The 18,806-nt window shown below is 45.2% G+C and carries 16 protein-coding genes; 1 reads left to right on the forward strand and 15 read right to left on the reverse strand.

The window, feature by feature from the left end; translation table 11 throughout:
• Positions 1 to 58 precede the first annotated feature (58 nt).
• The 13 genes from ftsA to mraZ all read right to left on the reverse strand — a co-directional run bounded on the left by ftsA (position 59) and on the right by mraZ (position 14,874).
• Positions 59 to 1,294, reverse strand: a complete 1,236-nt coding sequence (gene ftsA / locus SVI_RS19045) for a cell division protein FtsA (RefSeq protein WP_013053291.1) — start codon at positions 1,292 to 1,294, stop codon at positions 59 to 61.
• Positions 1,294 to 2,061: a cell division protein FtsQ/DivIB gene (locus SVI_RS19050; RefSeq protein ID WP_041420480.1), complete on the reverse strand. Its 768-nt coding sequence runs from the start codon at positions 2,059 to 2,061 to the stop codon at positions 1,294 to 1,296. The genes ftsA and SVI_RS19050 overlap by 1 nt, the downstream gene beginning before the upstream one ends.
• A 148-nt stretch (positions 2,062 to 2,209) precedes the next feature.
• A complete protein-coding gene (gene murC, locus SVI_RS19055) occupies positions 2,210 to 3,661 on the reverse strand; it encodes a UDP-N-acetylmuramate--L-alanine ligase (RefSeq protein WP_041420108.1) in 1,452 nt (483 codons plus the stop codon).
• Between the two features lies 1 nt (position 3,662).
• On the reverse strand, positions 3,663 to 4,760 hold the full coding sequence (gene murG, locus SVI_RS19060) for an undecaprenyldiphospho-muramoylpentapeptide beta-N-acetylglucosaminyltransferase (RefSeq protein WP_013053295.1): 1,098 nt from the start codon (positions 4,758 to 4,760) through the stop codon (positions 3,663 to 3,665).
• Positions 4,760 to 5,974 (reverse strand): cell division protein FtsW, encoded by a 1,215-nt coding sequence (gene ftsW, locus SVI_RS19065; protein ID WP_041420109.1) that lies wholly within the window; start codon positions 5,972 to 5,974, stop codon positions 4,760 to 4,762. Before ftsW ends, murG begins: the two co-directional genes overlap by 1 nt.
• On the reverse strand, positions 5,967 to 7,316 hold the full coding sequence (gene murD, locus SVI_RS19070) for a UDP-N-acetylmuramoyl-L-alanine--D-glutamate ligase (protein ID WP_041420110.1): 1,350 nt from the start codon (positions 7,314 to 7,316) through the stop codon (positions 5,967 to 5,969). The genes ftsW and murD overlap by 8 nt, the downstream gene beginning before the upstream one ends.
• 6 nt (positions 7,317 to 7,322) lie before the next feature.
• Positions 7,323 to 8,405, reverse strand: a complete 1,083-nt coding sequence (gene mraY / locus SVI_RS19075) for a phospho-N-acetylmuramoyl-pentapeptide-transferase (protein WP_013053298.1) — start codon at positions 8,403 to 8,405, stop codon at positions 7,323 to 7,325.
• Entirely contained in the window at positions 8,405 to 9,772 is a 1,368-nt protein-coding gene (locus tag SVI_RS19080) for a UDP-N-acetylmuramoyl-tripeptide--D-alanyl-D-alanine ligase (RefSeq protein WP_013053299.1), read from the reverse strand. Before SVI_RS19080 ends, mraY begins: the two co-directional genes overlap by 1 nt.
• Positions 9,769 to 11,247, reverse strand: a complete 1,479-nt coding sequence (gene murE / locus SVI_RS19085) for a UDP-N-acetylmuramoyl-L-alanyl-D-glutamate--2,6-diaminopimelate ligase (RefSeq protein WP_013053300.1) — start codon at positions 11,245 to 11,247, stop codon at positions 9,769 to 9,771. The genes SVI_RS19080 and murE overlap by 4 nt, the downstream gene beginning before the upstream one ends.
• Positions 11,247 to 12,989, reverse strand: a complete 1,743-nt coding sequence (locus SVI_RS19090) for a peptidoglycan glycosyltransferase FtsI (protein WP_013053301.1) — start codon at positions 12,987 to 12,989, stop codon at positions 11,247 to 11,249. Before SVI_RS19090 ends, murE begins: the two co-directional genes overlap by 1 nt.
• A 68-nt stretch (positions 12,990 to 13,057) precedes the next feature.
• Complete coding sequence (ftsL, locus tag SVI_RS19095; RefSeq protein ID WP_013053302.1) at positions 13,058 to 13,372, reverse strand: cell division protein FtsL; 315 nt, start codon at positions 13,370 to 13,372, stop codon at positions 13,058 to 13,060.
• 70 nt (positions 13,373 to 13,442) lie between these two features.
• Complete coding sequence (rsmH, locus tag SVI_RS19100; RefSeq protein WP_013053303.1) at positions 13,443 to 14,384, reverse strand: 16S rRNA (cytosine(1402)-N(4))-methyltransferase RsmH; 942 nt, start codon at positions 14,382 to 14,384, stop codon at positions 13,443 to 13,445.
• A gap of 31 nt (positions 14,385 to 14,415) precedes the next feature.
• Positions 14,416 to 14,874, reverse strand: coding sequence for a division/cell wall cluster transcriptional repressor MraZ (mraZ, locus tag SVI_RS19105; RefSeq protein ID WP_013053304.1), 459 nt, complete (start codon positions 14,872 to 14,874; stop codon positions 14,416 to 14,418).
• 497 nt (positions 14,875 to 15,371) lie between these two features.
• On the opposite strand from mraZ, the gene SVI_RS19110 reads away from it, so the two are divergent.
• Positions 15,372 to 15,671 carry a hypothetical protein gene (locus SVI_RS19110; RefSeq protein ID WP_013053305.1) on the forward strand — a complete coding sequence of 100 codons (300 nt, stop codon included), beginning with the start codon at positions 15,372 to 15,374 and terminating at the stop codon, positions 15,669 to 15,671.
• Between the two features lie 116 nt (positions 15,672 to 15,787).
• Here SVI_RS19110 and glpK read toward each other — a convergent pair whose 3' ends face one another.
• Together glpK and SVI_RS19120 are read right to left on the reverse strand one after the other, a co-directional pair.
• Positions 15,788 to 17,281: a glycerol kinase GlpK gene (glpK, locus tag SVI_RS19115; RefSeq protein WP_013053306.1), complete on the reverse strand. Its 1,494-nt coding sequence runs from the start codon at positions 17,279 to 17,281 to the stop codon at positions 15,788 to 15,790.
• 682 nt (positions 17,282 to 17,963) lie between these two features.
• Positions 17,964 to 18,491 carry a nuclear transport factor 2 family protein gene (locus tag SVI_RS19120; RefSeq protein ID WP_013053307.1) on the reverse strand — a complete coding sequence of 176 codons (528 nt, stop codon included), beginning with the start codon at positions 18,489 to 18,491 and terminating at the stop codon, positions 17,964 to 17,966.
• Between the last annotated feature and the right edge of the window lie 315 nt (positions 18,492 to 18,806).

The raw sequence follows: 18,806 nt of genomic DNA on the forward strand, positions 1-18,806 counted from the left end.
TGCCTGCGTTATATATAAAATACCAAATCGACCGCTTAATTCTTGCGCCAACTTAATATTAAAACTCACCTTTAAACCAACTTTGAACCCGATTCCAAAGACTGGTTACCCCTTGTCGCTCTGGACGCTCAAACTGACGTTCAAACAACCTTCTTGCTCCATAGTGTAACAAGCCAATACCAGTTGAATATATTGGCTGATCGACATATTCGAATAAACCTTTTACTGGTAATGGGTTTGCTACTCTTACCGGCATACCGAATGTGGCTTCAGCCACATCCACTGCCCCTTCGATGGAAGACGTTCCACCTGTGAGGACGATACCAGCAGCGACTTGGTCCTCTAGACCCGAATCGCGTAATTCTTTCAACACCAACTCAAACAGCTCTTGATATCTAGGTTCAACCACTTCAGCCAAGGTGTGTCTCGACATAGTTCGAGACGGACGCCCCCCAACTGATGGGACCTCAATGCTATCCTCACGGCTTACCATAGCGCTTCGTGCGCTAGCATATTGAACCTTTATCTGCTCTGCATGAGCCAGAGGTGTACGGAATATTTTGGCGATATCATTGGTAACCTGATTTCCCGCAACAGGTATTACCGCACAATGCCTTAATGCACCATTGGTATATACCGTGATATCCGTTGTTCCACCACCGATGTCGACTAGGCAGACACCTAAGTCTTTCTCATCATTGGTCAATACAGAGTCGGCCGAAGCTATTGCCGAGAATACTAGGTCATCGACTTTAAGACCGCAACGCTCGACACTCTTGGTAATATTCTTCGCCATATCATTAGCACAAGTAACGATATGAACTTTAGCTTCCATGCGCATACCAGACATGCCAATAGGACTCTTGATACTGTCCTGAACATCGATGGCGTACTCTTGTGGCAACACATGCAAGATACGACGTTCTGTCGGTATCTTAACCGAACGTGCCGTATGTATGACATTATCTACATCTTCTTGAGTAACTTCTTCGTCATTGATTGACACCATGCCGTTTTCATTTTGACATGCTATATGCTTTCCTGAGATACCTAGATATACAGACGAGACCTGACAATCGGCCATCAATTCAGCCTGGTCTAGGGCTCGCTGGACACTGCGTACAATTGAATCAAGGTCATTAACACCACCTTTATCCATGCCTCTGGATTGGTGTGTACCCAAACCGACGACACTTATCTCACCATCGGGTAGCACTTCACCTATAATCACAGCAACTTTTGATGTTCCTATGTCCAATCCAACGATCAGGTTTCTATCTTGATTCTTGGTCATTATTTACTGGCTCTCTTCTGTGCGTTAACCCAACCCACGGCTAATCCGGTGTCGTAGCGCAAATCTACCTTAGCAACTTCTTTTTCTTGCTTAATCAGCGTCGGATACACATTTATAAACCTTTGTATCCTTGCCATTTTATCTTCTCGACCTAGTTCTAGCATGATTCCACTATCTAGGACGCCATGCCATGCATGCCTAGGACTCAAACTTAAACCCTCTAAGTCAAAGCCATTAATTTTCAGTAATTCACTTACTTGCCGATACGTTGTTAACACGATCTGAGACTCAGCTTCAGGACCAGCTAATCTTGGCAAGGGACCAATATCCTCTTTTTGAGGTGCATCGAACACTTCTCCAAGGTCATTAAGCCAGGCATCGCCATTCCAATGGGCCACCGCATGCTGCTCGACTAGATATACTTTTAATTTCGCAGGCCATTCTCGCCTTACTGATGCCTGATAAACCCAAGGCAGTGCCTCTAGCGCCTCCTGAACTTGATTCACATCGGCAGAAAAAAAGCTTCTCTGCATTAAGTCCTGTAACGCCGTCCGTATCTCTTTGTCTGAGGTATGGATTCGTTCTCCCTTGACGGCAACAGCTTCAATAGGCAGGGCGTCTGCATCATGAAGTATCAAGTTCAACTTCCAGGCCGCAATAGATAAGCCCATGACAACAAAGAAAAGAAATGTCAGCCCAAAACAGAGATACCAATCCATCTGCGACAGCCTAGCCTTCCAACGGCTACCCACCTCACGCCAAGACACGAGTATCCCACCATCTATTTTTCTCTTGGTGTAAACTCTTTTCATAGGTACCCCACGGAAAACCGGTCATTATATAGACCTTATGCTCAGGGTCAAAATCTCTACCATTATTAATGGCATGCTGTACTAAATACACTTCAGCCCCATCTCAACTTACGACCTCAAAACCTAAGTTTGTTTGAGCGATCAACTTTGACAAGGTGCCGATATTGCCGGCTCCCTGAGTCAGCAACAAATCGCCGTCCTGAAGCACATCCGGTAATAAACTGAGCAGCTGTTCAGTTCCCGCAACAAAAATAGGATCTAGCTGCCCACGTTGGCGAATGGAGCGACATAATGCCCGACTATCGGCTCCCGGTACAGGGGCTTCGCCAGCTGAGTAAACATCGAGCAAAATTAAGCAATCTACTTGAGATAACACCTCAACAAAATCATCATAAAGATCTCGGGTACGGCTATATCTATGTGGCTGGTAAATCATGACAAGACGCTTATCTGGCCAGCCCAATCTTGCTGCCTTTATGGTCGCAGCAACTTCACTAGGGTGGTGTCCATAATCATCAACTAGCATCACTTCACCCTTGCTTGTGGCGAAGGTGCCTAGTTGCTGAAAACGTCTTCCTATACCCTCAAACTGGGCTAAGGCAAGCACAATCGCCTCATCTTCTATCTCATCTTCGGTAGCAACCGCGATCGATGCCAATGCGTTAAGCACATTATGCTCGCCAGGTAAGTTCACCATCACTGCTATATCTTCGACACCATCTCGCCTGAGTGTAAAGTGACTGCTATAACCTTGCTGAACAAAGTTCAATGCCTGAATATCCGCATCTTCGCTAAAGCCGTAGGTTACAATTTTTCGGCCTACCTTGGGCAGCAGCTCACGGACAACTGGATCATCGATACACATCACTGCGACACCGTAAAATGGCAAGTTATGCAAGAAATCGATAAAGGTGGATTTTAATTTTTCAAAATCTCCACCATAAGTATCCATATGATCGGCTTCAATGTTGGTTACCACGCTGACCATAGGCTGCAGGTGTAAGAAGCTTGCATCGCTCTCGTCGGCCTCAGCGATAAGGTAACGGCTATTACCTAGCCTAGCATTGGTTCCGGCACTATTAAGCAGACCACCAATAACGAAAGTAGGATCTCGATCGGCTTGTGCATATATGCTGGCAATCAGGCTAGTTGTCGTTGTCTTACCATGAGTGCCAGCAACGGCGACTCCGTGACGGTAACGCATTAACTCAGCCAGCATTTCTGCACGCTGAACCACAGGTATTCTTAGCTCTTTCGCCGCGACTAGCTCAGGATTTTCAGCATCTATGGCTGTCGATACCACCACAACATCAGTGCCATGAACCTGATCCGCATGATGACCTATATGAATCTGAACCCCTAAAGATTTCAGTCTTTCAGTAACAGCATTCTCAGCAATATCCGAACCGGATAAGCGATAGCCTTCATTGACCAGAACCTCGGCAATTCCGCCCATACCTGCACCGCCAATACCGACGAAATAGATATGTTTGACCCGTCTCATCTCAGGGATGAAGCTTCTTAACTGTGAATATTTCTCTTTGCTCTTACTCATTTCAATCCTTCTGCGCCAACTCGATGCAAACATCAGCCACTTTTTCGGTAGCGTCTATGATAGCGACATCTTTAGCTCTTTCGCCCATGTGACAAAGCTCGGCTCTGTCGGAGGCTAATATCTGTAATTTACTAATTAATTTATCGGCATCTAGAATGGTCTGAGGCAGTAAAAAAGCGCCTCCGGCATTCACCAATACTTGTGCATTCTTTGTCTGATGGTCATCGACCGCATGCGGATAAGGCACTAAGATACTGGGTAAACCCACGGCGGCCAACTCAGATACCGTCAAGGCTCCAGCCCGGCATAATACGACATCCGCCCAACTGTATGCCGCTTCCATATCGTCAATAAACTCGGCGACGATAACGCTTCCGTCTTGACCTAGATGTTGATAATCACCTTTTACCGATGCCAAATTTCCTTTCCCAACTTGATGCCAGACGGTAATAGAGTGAGTCTTACTCACAGCGTCTGTCACCCCAGGCATAAGATCATTGAACACTTTTGCTCCCAAGCTCCCACCAACAACTAATACTTTTAATGCATCTTCGACGCAGTCCGTTTCTGTTGACTGGCCTAGGGCGATTAACTCTTTGCGTATCGGATTACCGACCACTTGAGCCGGTATGTTATCGAAGGTATCTTCGAAGGCGCACAATACCTTACTCGCAATACGGGACAGCAACTTATTTGTCATTCCGGGAATAGCATTCTGTTCATGTAACACCAGAGGTATCCCTGACAGCCTAGCTGCAATTCCGCCAGGCCCACTGGCAAAACCACCCATGCCTAAAACGACGTCCGGCTTAAACTCTTGTATAACTCTCCTCGCTTGCATCACAGAGCGCATCACCTTAAATGGTGCGGCTAGCTTACGTAGTAGTCCGTTACCTCTGACACCCTTGATATCGATAAAATCAATATCGAAGCCATGCTGAGGAACTAGACGAGCCTCCATACGTTCTGCAGTACCTAGCCACCTCACCTTCCAGCTTTTTTGGCTAAGATATTTGGCGACCGCTAACGCAGGAAAAACATGGCCACCGGTACCACCTGCCATGATCAAAATACGTTTCTCTGCGGAGATATTTGTCATTAACTATTTTTCCCTTGTACTACCTGGATACCACTCAAGCGCCGCTCATAATCGATGCGGATCAATATCATTACTGCCGCCGTCATAACCCAGAGGCTACTGCCCCCATAACTGATAAATGGCAAGGTTAAGCCCTTAGTCGGTAACATACCTATACTCGCTCCCACATTCACAACCGTCTGAAAACAGATCCAGATACCGATGGAATATGCCAAATAACCTTCGAAGGCCTTATCTATCGCGATACATAAATTACCTAACCTGATAGCTCTTAACGAAACAAAGAGCAACACAGACAAGACACAAATAATGCCCACAAAACCTAACTCTTCACCTATCACAGCAAAAATAAAATCCGTATGCGCTTCAGGTAGGTATTCGAGCTTTTGAATACTATTACCTAAACCTTGCCCAAACCAATCTCCACGACCATAAGCCATCAAAGACTGAGTTAACTGATAACCACTGCCAAATGGATCTTGCCAAGGATCTAAGAAAGAGGTCACTCGGCGCATTCGATATGGCTCTAATAATACCAAGGCCACAAACGCCATCACCCCAGTCAGGATCAGAGCGAAGAAATCGAACAGTCGAGCTCCAGCCAAAAACAGCAAGCCTACTGTGCCAACAAACAGCACTACAACCGTACCCAGATCCGGTTGCATCAAGATAAGGACAGCATAAACAGCAAAAACGGCAATGGGCTTATAGAAGCCCTTAGCATTTTCTCTAATCTCTTCATGACGTCTAACAAGGTAGCCCGCCATGTAGATTGCAAAGGAAAACTTGGCCAATTCGGCTACTTGTATTCTAACCGGCCCTATAGCTAACCAACGTCTAGCACCATTGACTGTCGTACCAACGAACAGCACTGCAACCAGCATGATACCTACAATAAGTAATATCGTAGGGCTAAACTTCTGCCAGGTACTCATCTCAATCTGCAGCACCACAGTGGCAATAACCACGCAACCGATAAGATACACTACGTGCCTGATAACGAAGTGAAATGGATTACCGGTCAGGCTCTGCGCCTCTGGCATCGAAGCCGACATAACCATCACAAAACCAAAGCTTATCAATGAAAGGATAGAGAGCAGTAAGGCACGGTCATACAATTGCGTGCTGGCAGCCTCATCGTCTTTAAACAAGTCGGGGAAACGCCATGTAAAAGATGAGCTGAGCCAGTTGACTAGCCTCTCATATCTAGACATCAGCACTAGCCTCAGAATCTAAGGTTTCTACACTTAACGCCTGTGCTAGTTGACGAAAATCATCGCCTCTCGCCATGAAATTCTTATACATATCTAAACTCGCGCAAGCCGGAGACAACAAAACAATATCGCCAGCAGTTGCCAACTCGGCAGCTTGTTTGACGGCATCCGCCATAGAATCAGCTTTATGGGAGTGTTCTTTTAGCGCCGCAATTTTATCGCCATCTTTACCTAAGGTAATTAGGTGAGCAACTTTATTAAATACTGTTTCTAGAGGCGTGAAATCGGCTCCTTTGCCATCTCCACCGACAATCAGAATAATGTCACCTAGATGCTCGCCGAGTCCCTCTAACGCCGCCACTGTAGCACCGACATTCGTCGCCTTTGAATCATTGACGTATGCGACTGCAGCGATATTTGCCACAAGCTCACACCTGTGGGCTAGACCAGTGAAATTCTTAGCCACTTGGATCATTGGCTCTTTGTCTATTCCAGCATGATAAGCCAGAGCCATGGCGGCAATTAAATTGGCATGATTATGGCTGCCGACGATCGCAACATCTTGTAACGAGGCTATCTCGGTTGTGCCATGGACTATCTTGCCATCCTTGACACCCCATTCGTCATTTACCGGTGACGTCAAACCAAAGCTATTTTGATTCATTGGGTCATTGGGTTGAGTCAGAGAGTCTTCACGGTTAAACAGCGCCCGCTTACTCTGATCGTACAGGGCCAACTTAGCTTGTCGGTAAGCCTCTAGATCGCTATAGCGATCCATATGGTCTTCACTGATATTTAAGCAGGTCGCCGAAATACAATTCAAGCTATGAGTAGTCTCTAGCTGAAAACTAGACAGCTCGAGTATATAAAGATCTACAGGCTTCTGTAGTAGATCTAAAACCGGAATACCTATATTGCCACCCACCGCATAATTCAGACCCGCAGCTTTGGCCATCTCACCCACTAATGTTGTAACTGTAGACTTACCATTGGAGCCTGTGATCCCTATGACGCAAGGACTTCTATCTTTAATTGCCCTAGCGAACAATTCAACATCGCCAATAACCTCAATATCCATGTCTATGGCGGCACGGATCTCAGGAGTATCTATGGCGATACCAGGACTAATCACTATTTGGCTTGCCTGCACCAGATAGCGGCAATCGAAACCACCTGTAATTAAGTTAACCTCTGGAAATTCGAGCGCTAACTGCTCAGCTCCTGGAGGCTGATCACGACTGTCCATAACAAGAGGTGTGATCCCCTGCCGGCACAAATAACGCACAACCGAAAGCCCGGTGGCTCCCAAGCCTAAAACTAAGTGCGAATTGTCCAGTTCCATCGTCAATTACCTTAACTTAAGCGTGGCAAGACCAAGCATGACCAAAAATAGTGAGATAATCCAGAACCTAACAATCACTCTAGGCTCGGGCCAACCTTTCAATTCATAATGATGATGAATTGGTGCCATACGGAAAATTCGCTGACCACGAAGCTTGTATGAACCAACCTGTAGAATCACAGAAACGGTTTCCATCACAAACACACCACCCATGATGACCAATAAGATCTCCTGACGTACCAAGACTGCAATAGCTCCTAATGCGGCACCAAGAGCAAGGGATCCAACATCTCCCATGAAGACCTGTGCTGGGTAGGTGTTAAACCAGAGAAAGCCAAGGCCTGCGCCCACTATCGCGGTGCAGACGATCACTAATTCACCGGCCCCAGGCAGATAAGGAATATGCAAGTAGTTAGCAAACTGTACGTGACCAGACAGATAGGCTATCAAGGCAAACGCTGCCGCGACCATTACTGTAGGCATGATGGCTAAACCATCCAAGCCGTCGGTTAAATTCACCGCGTTACTCGAGCCAACTATGGTGAAATAGGCTAAAACAATAAAGAAAGCCCCCATCTGCGGCATAATATCCTTGAAAAATGGCACCACAAGTTGGGTTTCACCTACAGTATCTGCAGAAGCATAGAGATAAAATGCGATTATGATGGCAGCTAGTGACTGTAGAATGTATTTCCACCTTGCAATCAGACCCTTAGTATCTTTACGTACCACTTTACGATAATCATCGATGAAGCCGATAAGACCAAAACTTGCCAGTACGAACAGCACTACCCATACATATCTACTGCCCAGATCACCCCAAAGTAATACACTGATAAATATACCAGCCAAGATCAGAATACCGCCCATGGTTGGCGTGCCACTCTTACTAAAATGCGATTCAGGCCCATCACTGCGCACAACCTGCCCAATCTGTAGCGTCTGTAGACGCCTTATCATTTTTGGTCCCCACCAAAGGCAGAAGACCAAAGCGGTCATCAGACCTAAGATGGCTCTAAAAGTTACATAAGAAAAAACGTTAAACCCAGAATAAAACTGAGTTAAATACTCCGCCAGATACACCAGCATTAAACAAACTCCCTGCGCCCGTAGGCAAGTATTAAAGCTTCGACCACACGCTCCATTCTGGCGCTACGTGATCCTTTGACCAAAACAGTCACATTACCTTGTAACTGTTTAATATTTTTTATTAGATCTTCTAGCAAAAGTTCTAGGCTAATATAACCATCGACACCAAAGGCACTACTCGCATTGGCACTGAGTTCACCTAAGGTCAATAGTGAATCCAAGCCTTTTTGCCTTGCCAATTCGCCTAGTTCTGTGTGCAAAAGGGGCGCATTGTCGCCCAATTCGCCCAAATCACCCAGCACTAAACAGCGATGACCTTCAATTTCGTGAAGCCAGTCAACTGCTGCGGTAACAGAAGCAGGATTTGCGTTATAACTATCATCGATCACACGCACCCGCCCCAATTGAGTGGGTAGCATTCTACCCTTGACTGGCACCAGAAGTGAGAAGCCTAATTTTATTTCATCTAGCGTTAATCCAAATGATAAACAGATGGCAGTAGCAGCCAGGGCATTACTCACTTGATGACGCCCTGGAAGCGGTAAAGCTATTAAAAGCGTCTCTCGTAAGTAACTGAGTTTAAAGCGGTAACACCCCATAGGATCGGCTTCAAGATCTGATGCTTGAATATCAGCTGCAGAATCAATACCAAACGTCAGCTGAGTGTAATCGGTCGATGCCGCCAGCATGACTGACGCAAACCCATCGTCGGCATTGATAATTGCCGTCCCTGTGGGTGTTAGATGATTAAATATTTCAGACTTGGCACTAGCTACGCCTTCAAGAGAGCCAAAACCCTCTAGGTGCGCCGAAGCTACATTGTTGACTAAGGCTACATCAGGCTTTACTAAGGAAGATGTATAATCTATCTCACCCTTGTGATTCGCGCCTAACTCGAACACGCCAAATTCATCATCGGCCTCTAAGCGTAATAGTGTTAGAGGAACACCTATTTCATTATTAAAATTACCCGCGGTATACAAGACCTTATGCCGTTGAGATAAGATGGTAGCCACCATCTCTTTAACGCTGGTCTTGCCATTTGAACCGGTTAACGCGACGGATCTGGGCTGAATAAGTTCTTTTAAATAAGCCCCCAACTCTCCCATCGCTCTCTGGGTATCCTTTACGATCACTTGAGTAATGTTCAGTGGTAACTCGTGATCGACCAACAAGGCTATGGCGCCATTTTCCACTGCCGTATTAGCAAAATTATGCCCATCGAATTTGTCGCCTTTCAAGGCGACAAATAGAGTTTGCTCAGGGATAGCCCGGCTGTCACTGGAAACATGACAAAACTCAACGTCGGCGCCCACTAACCTGGCATTCAGGCGCTGACATATACCCGACAAATTCAATGGGATCATATCTGTTCTCCGGCCAATGATTTAGCTAATGCTCTTTCATCATATTCAAAACGAACGCCGGCCACTTCTTGATAGGTTTCATGCCCTTTTCCCGCCAGCAAGACGAGATCTCCAGGCTTTGCTAAAGCAACGACTTGCCTGATAGCTTGCTCTCGGTTTACCTGAGTTAGTACTCGCTCCGGGGCCTCTAATCCAACTAATATGTCCTCGATGATGGCTTCAGGGGACTCACTTCTGACATTATCACTAGTGATCATCACCTTATCGGCATAAGTTTCGGCGGCCTGTGCCATCAGTGGCCGTTTACCCTTATCGCGATCTCCGCCACAACCAAACAGACACCATAACTGACCTTCACAATGGCCTCTCAACGCCTTAAGCGCTTGCTCTATAGCATCTGGACTATGTGCATAATCCACCACTATAGTCACACCATTTGCTGTGGTAAACCGCTCCATTCTTCCCGCAACAGGGGTAAGCAGAGGTACAGATGCCACCAGGGCCTGCATATCGTAGCCAATCAAATATAAGGCACCTAATGCGGCAACTAAGTTGGAAAGATTGAAACTGCCCAATAGAGGGGATGCTAACTTAGCCCGTCCCTCTGGCCAGACAAGCATCGCCATGACACCTTGATGGTGCAGATGGTTATCTTGGGTGTATATACTCGCCGCATCGGCATGGGCCGAACAGATACTAAAGCCTAAATGCTTAGCCTCTTGCTCCTCGGATAGCCATTGGCGTCCGACTTCATCATCAAGATTTATCAGGCTGCTTTGCAAGGATGAAAATTTGAATAATCTTTTCTTCGCATCACCATAAGCCTGCATAGTGCCATGGTAATCTAAATGATCTCGGCTCAAGTTAGTAAAAACGGCGACATCGAAAGGAACGGCTGCAACCCGGTTCTGAATAAGACCATGACTCGACACTTCCATGGCACACAGGTCTGCTCCCGCTAAATCAAAATCCTGTAACTGAGCAGCAATAGTGATGGGATCGGCCGTGGTATTGCCACTCTCGACTAAGTCGCCCCATAAACCATTACCTAAGGTGCCCATCAAGGAAGCTTGCTTCCCCTGAAGTGCTACTAGCTGAGCCATCAGTTGAGTAATGGATGTCTTACCATTAGTCCCTGTGACACCTATGAGCTTGAGTCGCTGGGGAGCTAATGGATATGCTTGCGCCCCGATAGCCGACAACTCTTGGTTTAACTGGAAAAAGAGTATCTGAAGAGATGCGCTAGCCTCTGATAGAACTTGACCGTGTTCTGTAGGCTCATCGGTATGAACTAAAGCAGCTACCGCACCTTGTTCGAATGCGGCTTGAATAAACTTTCTGCCATCCACAAGATGCCCAGGAACCGCAATAAATAAGTCCCCGACTGTGATAGCTCTGCTATCCAATGACATTCCATTGAATGATTCCGACCCTGAGTAATGCAACCAAGGCGCTAAGAGATCATTTAGCTGCATTATTCTGTCCTCTTGACATGGCTCACCAGACGAACTTTTTCTTTCGATGTAATAGGCTCTACATTGAGCATCTGTAATGCACCAGACATCACCTTAGCAAATGCAGGACCTGCCACATCACCGCCATAATACTTGTCGCCTTTGGGCTCGTTAACCACTACCGCAATCGCAAGTCTTGGGTTATGCACTGGAGCAACACCAGCAAACATGGCGACATAGTCTTCACCATAACCGCCTGCAACGGCTTTTCGTGCCGTACCTGTCTTACCCGCAACTGGATAACCCTCAATATGGGCTTTTGTCGCTGTGCCACCAGGCTCTGTCACACCTATCAGCATTTCCATCACATGCTGGGCCACTTCCGGAGAGATGACCTGAACGCCTTCCGGCTTCTTCTTGAGCTTCAAAATCGAGGATGGATACAAGATGCCTTTACCACCCAACATGGCATACATTCTTGCTATCTGTAGTGGGGTAACAGTTAGAGCATAACCAAAAGAAAGAGTGGCCCGTTCAAACTCAGACCAACGCCTACGGTCATGAAGCAAACCTGTACTCTCTCCCGCAAGATTAATGCCTGAATAATTACCTAAGCCCATGGCCTGATAATAACCTAATAGCTCCTGCACCGGCATAGATAGGGCTATCTGGGTCATACCAACGTTACTGGAATGAACCAATACTTCTCCCAAGGAAAGATCGCCATAGTTCCTGCCATCACGCACTATCTTACCGCCGATACGAATACGTCCCGGTGATGTCTTAAAAATTTGATTCTTGTTTATGGTCCCCGCCTCTAATGCTGCAGCAACCGCGAAAGGTTTAATCGTTGATCCTGGCTCATAGGCATCGGTTAACGCGCGATTACGCATACGATAACTTTGTAAATGGTCTCGGGAATTTGGGTTATAGGATGGGGTATTCGCCATCGCCAATACTTCACCGGTATTCACATCGATCACGACTATCGAGGCTGACGTAGCCTTATTGATCTCTGTAACACGCTTAATTTCACGATAGGCCAATTGCTGAATGCGCTGGTCTATACTCAAGACTAGATCATTGGGGCTCTCGCCTTCTTGCACCATATCTAGGCGCTCGACCACATGTCCATCTCGTGATTTTCTTACCTTCTGTTTCGAAGGTGTACCTGTCAACCAGTCGTTATATGTGTTTTCAATTCCTTCAATACCAACATCATCTATGTTAGTAATGCCAATCAACTGAGCTATGATTTCGCTGGTAGGGTAATAACGGCGCGACTCGGCTTTAAGATATATTCCGGGTAATTTGAGCTTCTTGATGTAATCAGCAACGGCTGGGGTCACTTGTCGCTTCAAGTAAGTAAAACGTCGCTTAGGATGATCCTGAACTCGCTTTAAAATCTTATCTTCTGGCTCATGGAGCACATCAGCTAATGCTTGCCAAAGACGCATATCGGCAAAGCCATTTTTGTCATTAACCACCTTAGGATCGGCATACACGGCTTTAACAGGTACACTGATAGCCAACATTTCACCATTACGGTCGGTGATCAGTCCCCGTTGCACCTCTCTGCTGGTCGTTCTCAAGCTGCGCATATCACTTTCATGACGCAACTTTTCAGGTTCAAGAATCTGAATATATGCGGCACGACCGATCAAACTTGTGAATAACAGACAGACGAAAGCCACCACTACGTATAAACGCCAGTGGATCAGTTGTGGTTTTTGCTTCCTTTTAGCTTGCTTGATCTTCCTCATGATGCTCTCGTTATCACCGTTCCTTGATTGCTTTAGCTAATTTGTTCAATATTTAAACAGGTTTATCATCATGGTATCCTCACCACGATCTCTTCCTTAGGTAAGGGCCGACTCATGTCTAACTGCTTACTCGCAATGCGGGTAATTCGGCTATGTTCAGACTGAGATTGCTCTTCAAGCAATAGGTTTCGCCATTCGATATCTAACCTATCTCTTTCCTCCCACATCTGATCCCATTGGCTAATATATTTACGGCTAACATAGCTTGTATATACAATGGTGATCCCATTAGCGACCACGGCCATCGCAAGCAGTAATATCCACTTTTGATGCCAAAGATCGGCTAAGATAATTCGAATGAGTTTAAATTGAGACCGCTCCATATCAGAACTCCCTGCCACACAGGCTTACTCGCAATGACTCAGGTATTCGCATTCGCTTCCACAGCAATCATTAATACTCTAATCTCTCTGCGACTCGCAAAACTGAACTACGAGATCTCTTGTTCATCTCAACCTCTTCGGTTGAAGGCTTAGTCGCCTTACCTACAGCCTTCAATAAACGTGTCTTATTGATCTCAGCCTCGGTGATAGGTAAACCATGAGGAACACTCATTCCCTGACTATGACGACGAATAAAGCGCTTCACAATTCTGTCTTCCAGAGAATGGAAACTAATAACCGATAAACGACCCTGAGGTGCCAACACTTTTAGTGCCCCCTCTAGCGCCTGATCAATCTGCTCTAATTCACTATTGATATAGATGCGTATCGCCTGAAACACTCGAGTGGCAGGATGCTTATTGCGTTCCTTACTCTTACAGATCCTAGCGATAAGATCCGCCAATTCTTTGGTTCTCAAAAAAGGAGTCTTATCACGATCTGCCGCGATACAACGGGCAATATGACGAGAGTTTTTCTCTTCGCCATAAGTCTTAAATACCCAGGCCATATCTTCGATTTCGGTGCGAGCTATCCACTCAGCAGCGGTTTGTCCCTGAGAGTTATCCATTCGCATATCCAGTGGACCATCTCTTAAGAAACTAAACCCACGTTCGGCATCATCCAATTGAGGCGATGAGACACCAAAGTCGAGTAACACTCCATCGACCTTGCCCTTCAAGCCAAGGTCTTCAACATAATCGGCCAATTGACCGAAACCACCATGCACTATGCTGAATCTTGCATCGTCAGCAAATTGCTCTGCCGCAATTATCGCTTGGGGATCCCTATCGATCGCAATTAAACGTCCATTGTCACCTAAATGTTTTAACACTTCACGTGAGTGACCACCACGGCCAAAGGTACCATCGATATAGATGCCGTCAGGTTTAATATTCAGGCCCGCTACTGTTTCTGTTAACAGTACCGATAAATGTGAAAATTCTTGGCTCATTAGTATCTTCTATCTATTTTTGCGTCACTGGTCACAGTGAAAAATCGGCAAGACGTTCATTGCTCGCGAACTCTTCGCTGCGAATCGTCTCTCGGCTTTGCTCTATCTGTTGCTGCCATGCAGCTTCATCCCAGAGCTCAAATTTGTTTAATTGTCCCACTAACATTGCATGCTTTTCTAAATTCGCATATTGACGTAACGGTGGAGGAAGTAATAATCTACCGTTACCATCTAGCTCACACTCATGTGCATAGCCTAATAGTAATCTTTTCATTGCTCTTTCAGAAGCTCGGGTATCGGAAAGCAGGAGCAGTTTTGCTTCGATCTTACTCCATTCATCTAATGGATAAAGCAAAAGACAGGATGATTGAAAATCAACAGTAATCACTAACTGACCATTATATTCGGCACGTAATGGCTCACGGTAGCGCTTAGGAATAGCGATCCGCCCTTTCGTATCAAGGTTTATAGCACTCGCACCACGAAACACGTTAGCTTGTCCTTGCTGTCAGTAAATGATCCACTTATATCCACAAAATCCCACAACTGCTAATTCTAGAGATAGAACACAAGACTTGTCAAGGGCACCATCTATTTAAAAGTCCAGTATTCAAGCGGGTTAGCAGCATGTTTCAAAAATGATTAAATTGGAGAAAGCTGATGGGTAAAAGTGGATAAAGATCTCTAAAAAGTAGAAAAAACAGACAGAAGAGATACATGAACTTGGTTATGAAAGATGCCAAGTGGGGAATAACTGCAAAAATATTCGACTATAATTAGTAATTAAGTAATCCAGAACGGTTTTTACTGACACGTCTTACATCACACTTTTAGCAAAAATATAAGAAATAGGGCGTAATACATGTCAGGTAAACAAAGATTGATCATTTAATTGGCAGCTAAAATATACTTTAACACTTAAGCATGACTAAATATCGAGCAATAACAGCCGATAGAACTAAGAAGGGGCACTTAAAGGGAGATATTATGGTTGGTTTAGATAGTCTTTATGCCATGCTTGCACGTCCCATTCGATTAACCATTAAACGTAAACGCTTAATGGTGGAAGAAGCTGACAATAGCGCGAGCATTACTGCCGACGATCATGAAACTCCACAATCGCAGCAGTCGAGTCTTGAGCGACGACAATCCCTGGAAGATCGGCGCGCAGGCGAATTTCGTGGCGATCGCCGTAGCGGCCCAGAGAGTGAAACCTTGGATGAAATAAAGCTCGTCGAGGAAGAAGCGGTTAACTCACCACTCCCTAGAATTGATATCGATATTTAATCTTGATTGCTCCTTACCCCAAAGGGATACAAGTACAAGCACACATGACAAGGTAGAATTCAAATATAGATACAGTCATAGCAGGTCAAAGCCAATGACACTAAGGTCTATCCTTATCAGGTATTAGTTGACGTTACTTGAGAAACCGCTTGTTTCCAGCCGAGGTAAAGACTCTCTCTTGCCTCTGGAGAAATCCCTGGACTAAAAGATTTGTCTAAGTTTGCTTTATGTTTCAGTTCATCCGTAGACTGCCAAAACCCAACAGCCAGACCTGCCAAAAAGGCTGCCCCCATTGCCGTAGTCTCGGTAACGACTGGACGATGTACCTCTACGTTGCTTATGTCTGCCTGAAACTGCATTAAAAAGTCATTAGCAACTGCACCACCATCGACGTTCAACTGCTTTAACATGACTCCACTGTCTTTGGTCATCGCCTCGAGAAGATCGCGACTCTGATAGGCAATAGCTTCTAATGCGGCTCTGATAATGTGATTGCGGTTGGAGCCTCGTGTTAAACCGACTAATGCACCACGCGCATTAGGCTGCCAATAAGGAGCACCTAAACCAACAAAGGCCGGAACTAAATAAACGCCATTAGTATCTGCTACCTTAGAAGCAAAATATTCGGTATCTTGGGCATCTCGAATTAGACCAAGCTCATCTCTGAGCCATTGAATCGTCGCCCCTCCCATAAAAACGGCTCCCTCCAGGGCATAATTGACTTCCCCCTCGGCACCTATGGCAATTGTGGTTAACAGGCCATGTTTAGACCGCACCGCTTGTTTGCCTGTGTTCATCAGCAAAAAACAGCCAGTACCATAGGTATTCTTGGCCATCCCCTCATCGATACAAAGCTGGCCAAACAGGGCCGATTGCTGATCACCGGCAATACCGGCAATATCTATCTCTCCACCTTCCCCTGCAATTCGTGTCTTGCCATAGATACAAGTAGATGGCTTAACCTCAGGTAACAAGGAGCTTGGGATATCGAGTGCTTTGAGTAACTTTTGATCCCATTGCTGAGTATGAATATTAAAGAGTAAGGTGCGGCTCGCATTCGTCGGATCTGTGACATGAACCTTACCCTCGGTTAGCTTCCACACCAGCCAGGTATCGATAGTGCCAAACAGGAGCTCCCCCTTTTCCGCCCGAGCTCTCACGCCGGCAACATTATCTAATATCCATTTTATTTTAGTGCCTGAAAAATAGGGATCCAAGAGAAGCCCGGTAGACTCACGGACATATTCTTCTAAGCCCTGTGACTTAAGCTCGTCACAGATATTACTGCTGCGACGGCATTGCCAAACAATGGCGTTATATACCGGCTTACCTGTATTTTTATCCCATATAACCGTAGTTTCACGCTGATTAGTTATGCCTATGGCCGCCACTTCATCACTGTGAATATCGGCTCTGGCGAGTACTTCGATAAGGGTCGAACTTTGGGATGCCCATATTTCCATAGGATCATGTTCGACCCAGCCAGCTTGAGGGTATATTTGGGTAAATTCGCGCTGAGACATGGCAACAATATTGGCATCATGATCAAATACGATAGCTCTTGAGCTTGTAGTCCCCTGGTCTAACGCAATCACATATTTCTTGGTCACAAGTTTTCCTATTCTTGATTCTACTTCTCAGTCAAAAACATTCAACTTATTGCTGAGTCTCCAGTAATATTCCTATTCTTGATGCTACTTCTCAGTCAAAAACATTCAACTTATTGCTGAGTCTCCAGTAATATTCCTATTCTTGATGCTACTTCTCAGTCAAAACATTCAACTTATTGCTGAGTCTCCAGTAATATTCCTATTCTTGATGCTACTTCTCAGTCAAAAACATTCAACTTATTGCTGAGTCTCAGTAATATTCCTATTCTTGATGCTACTTCTCAGTCAAAAATATTCAACTTATTGCTGAGTCTCCAGTAATATTCCTATTCTTGATGCTACTTCTCAGTCAAAACATTCAACTTATTGCTGAGTCTCCAGTAATATTCCTATTCTTGATGCTACTTCTCAGTCAAAAACATTCAACTTATTGCTGAGTCTCCAGTAATATTCCTATTCTTGATGCTACTTCTCAGTCAAAAACATTCAACTTATTGCTGAGTCTCCAGTAATGTCCCTATTCTTGATGCTACTTCTCAGTCAAAAACATTCAACTTATTGCTGAGTCTCCAGTAATATTCCTATTCTTGATGCTACTTCTCAGTCAAAAACATTCAACTTATTGCTGAGTCTCAGTAATATTCCTATTCTTGATGCTACTTCTCAGTCAAAAATATTCAACTTATTGCTGAGTTTCCTGTAACTCCCCTATTTCAGGATTAACGAGTGTTTCTGGTTCAACAGAATCAGCGGTCTTAGCCTCTTCGGCATTGGCTTCAATCGTGATCTCATCACAGGCATGAGCCGGCAGATACCAAAACTCGGCCAACTTGCCATTTTTTATATGGAAATTGCCGATACTACACTGACTAAGTAACTCGCCATCATTGTCCCAGGTTACCCTTTCCACGGTACTGACATAATTACCCGAATCGATCATCTTAAGAATAGTGGCATTAGCATCTTTTAGTGTCTCAAAATAATCAGACATAGCGGCGGCAAACTCTTCCTGGCTAGAGGTTTCGACCTCGACCTTAGTGCCGGTAACATGCATCCAACGAACATCATGGGTGGTGTATTGCACCATTTGTTTCACATCATGGCTGTTATAGGCAGCAATAAATCCTTCGACAATCTCGGTAGAAGTCTGATTGGCCATTGCGGTAAAGGGAAGCAAAGACAAGGTTGCCGCAAGTAGATAGGGCTTCATATCACACCTCTTGTTTGGTAGTTTCCGATCTAATAGTAGATCACAGAATAAGTTCATCGTATTAGATGAATATAATCTTATGAAGTTCATTTTACTAACAAAATATAGTCAAATACTACAGAAACGACAATGCCCCACATAAGTGAGGCATTGTTAGCCAGTGTTCAGGCAAGTCTTTAGTGCTTGTACCTGGACTGCATATCAACTAGCGAGATTAGAACTTGTAATTTATATCGTATAACGACTAATCAAACATCACCTACGACATCTGCAGCTAAGCTAAGCAGGTTATAGCTGGTAACTTATATCGTATAC

This window comes from Shewanella violacea DSS12, assembly GCF_000091325.1.
GTDB classification, from domain to species: domain Bacteria; phylum Pseudomonadota; class Gammaproteobacteria; order Enterobacterales; family Shewanellaceae; genus Shewanella; species Shewanella violacea.

Coding starts and splice junctions, on each gene's coding strand:
- ftsA (WP_013053291.1), bottom strand. CDS start 1,294: ATGACCAAGAATCAAGATAGAAACCTGATCGTTGGATTGGACATAGGA.
- murC (WP_041420108.1), bottom strand. CDS start 3,661: ATGAGTAAGAGCAAAGAGAAATATTCACAGTTAAGAAGCTTCATCCCT.
- murG (WP_013053295.1), bottom strand. CDS start 4,760: ATGACAAATATCTCCGCAGAGAAACGTATTTTGATCATGGCAGGTGGT.
- ftsW (WP_041420109.1), bottom strand. CDS start 5,974: ATGTCTAGATATGAGAGGCTAGTCAACTGGCTCAGCTCATCTTTTACA.
- murD (WP_041420110.1), bottom strand. CDS start 7,316: ATGGAACTGGACAATTCGCACTTAGTTTTAGGCTTGGGAGCCACCGGG.
- mraY (WP_013053298.1), bottom strand. CDS start 8,405: ATGCTGGTGTATCTGGCGGAGTATTTAACTCAGTTTTATTCTGGGTTT.
- SVI_RS19080 (WP_013053299.1), bottom strand. CDS start 9,772: ATGATCCCATTGAATTTGTCGGGTATATGTCAGCGCCTGAATGCCAGG.
- murE (WP_013053300.1), bottom strand. CDS start 11,247: ATGCAGCTAAATGATCTCTTAGCGCCTTGGTTGCATTACTCAGGGTCG.
- SVI_RS19090 (WP_013053301.1), bottom strand. CDS start 12,989: ATGAGGAAGATCAAGCAAGCTAAAAGGAAGCAAAAACCACAACTGATC.
- ftsL (WP_013053302.1), bottom strand. CDS start 13,372: ATGGAGCGGTCTCAATTTAAACTCATTCGAATTATCTTAGCCGATCTT.
- rsmH (WP_013053303.1), bottom strand. CDS start 14,384: ATGAGCCAAGAATTTTCACATTTATCGGTACTGTTAACAGAAACAGTA.
- SVI_RS19110 (WP_013053305.1), top strand. CDS start 15,372: ATGGTTGGTTTAGATAGTCTTTATGCCATGCTTGCACGTCCCATTCGA.
- SVI_RS19120 (WP_013053307.1), bottom strand. CDS start 18,491: ATGAAGCCCTATCTACTTGCGGCAACCTTGTCTTTGCTTCCCTTTACC.